Genomic DNA, 2,068 nt, shown 5'->3' on the forward strand with positions numbered 1-2,068 from the left:
GCCTACCAACTATTTGGATGTAGAGCATATTGAATGGCTTACGCGCTATTTGAAGGATTATCCCTATGCTTTTATTCTTATTTCACATGATACTGAGTTTATGAACCAGGTCGTTAATGTTATTTACCATCTTGAATTTGCCAAGATGACCCGTTATTCAGCTAACTATGAAAAGTTTCTTGAAATGGCGGATCTGAACAAAGCTCAGCATATTGATGCTTATGAGAAGCAACAGGACTTTATTAAGAAACAGGAAGATTTTATTCAGCGTAATAAAGCGCGTGCCTCTACATCAGGCCGAGCAAAGAGCCGTGAAAAGCAACTTGATCGGATCGAACGTATAGATAAGCCTGAAGAAGCTGCGAAGCCAACCTTTCAATTCAAAGAAGCACGTGCAAGCGGAAAGACGGTATTTGAGGGTATTGATTTTGAGATTGGTTATACACATGCCCTTTTGCCTAAGATGTCCATGACGATTGAACGTGGCGAAAAAATTGCAATTGTCGGCTACAACGGTGTCGGTAAATCGACATTACTCAAAACCATATTGGGAAAAATTCCGCCAATCAGTGGAAAAACCTATCAAGGTGATTTTTTGCAGCCCGCTTATTTTGAGCAGGAAGTAAAGGCAGAGAAAATTACACCGATTGACGATGTGTGGAATGAATTTCCGCATTTGAACCAGCATGAAGTACGAGCGCATTTGGCGCGTTGCGGTTTAAAGAATGAGCATATCACGCGTCCGCTATCTGCGCTCAGTGGTGGAGAACAGGCTAAAGTCCGTCTTTGCAAACTGTTAATGCGTGAAAGCAACTGGGTACTGTTCGATGAGCCTACCAACCACTTGGATGTTAAAGCTAAGGATGAGCTGAAACGTGCCTTGAAGGAATACAAAGGGACCGTATTGCTTGTATCTCACGAACCGGACTTTTACGAGGATTGGGTAACCAAAACGTGGAATGTGGAAGAGTGGTCAAGTAAAGTTAACTAACATCAACTAAATCCAATTCTGCATATTTCACACGAAGTGGGGTTTGCAGAATTAGGAAAATATGCTAAGCTATCTTTAGCTTATACAATAAAATAGTCACACTAGGGGAGCCGCCCATGCGGCTGAGACGGAATAAATGGATTTCGGACCCTTTGCACCTGATCTGGGTTATGCCAGCGTAGGGAAGTGAGCGCCGTACAAACAAGGCAACACCATCTTATTTTTGTTTGTGCGTGGGACGATACACGTATACGGATATCATTGTCCGTTCGATTATTGGACGTTCGTTAAACCACTTCCTTGGGGAAGTGGTTTTTTTGCGTTTCGTTCACTTTAAGTTGTTCGAGCTTCCGTAGACGATTCACATACAATCCTCTTTCATTACTGCTGGTAGACGTGACTGGCTAAGCTTAGATCTTTTAGTCCAATGTGAGGTGAAGACAAAATCGAATTACACGCAATTTCGATGGAAAAGGGCACTTTTGCACAAGCAGCCCAAGTGGCTGCTGTGATTTGTCCGTATGTTCATTATGTACACGCACGTTTAAAACAGAATGGTGCCTCTGCATTGCTATCTTTGACTCGCAGCATGGTGGAGCAGGGAGTTCCTTTGCAACAAATTGTAGTAAATGATCGTGTGGATGTAGCTTTACTTACTTTGGTTGGAGCCGTCCAGCTACCAGCTAATGGATTACCTGTAGCGGATGTGAAAAGCCTACTTCCAAAGGGTACACGCTGTGGAGTATCTGTGCATTCCTTGAAGGAGGCGCAGACTGCCGAGCGGGTAGGAGCGGACTATGTACTTTATGGTCACATATATGAGACCCATTGTAAGCCCGGTATTGTACCACGGGGTTTAGCTCAGCTTGAACATATTTGCAGGCTGTCGAACATTCCGGTGATCGCGCTGGGCGGCATACAACCGCACCATATCCCGGAGCTTTATAGGGCCGGAGCAAGCGGAATTGCGGTGATGTCTGGTATATGGGAGGCTGAGTCGCCCGTTGCAGCTGCGCTGGAATATCGGCGAATGGCAGATCTTGTAGTTCACGACCTGTAGCGAGAAAACGAGAGTAG

Annotated in this window: 2 protein-coding genes and 1 riboswitch; both genes read left to right on the plus strand. The window is 44.8% G+C overall.

The annotated features are described in order from the left end of the window. Positions 1-991: ABC-F family ATP-binding cassette domain-containing protein (locus GRP75_RS25320; RefSeq protein ID WP_160790707.1), on the plus strand; the 991-nt coding region annotated here is incomplete at its 5' end. Positions 992-1,084: 93 nt separating this feature from the next. Next, positions 1,085-1,193, plus strand: a riboswitch (TPP riboswitch). Between the two features lie 264 nt (positions 1,194-1,457). Further along, entirely contained in the window at positions 1,458-2,051 is a 594-nt protein-coding gene (locus GRP75_RS25325) for a thiamine phosphate synthase (RefSeq protein ID WP_081391172.1), read from the plus strand. Positions 2,052-2,068 lie beyond the last annotated feature (17 nt).

This window comes from Paenibacillus sp. OT2-17 (assembly GCF_009827695.1).
Taxonomy (GTDB): domain Bacteria; phylum Bacillota; class Bacilli; order Paenibacillales; family Paenibacillaceae; genus Paenibacillus; species Paenibacillus polymyxa_B.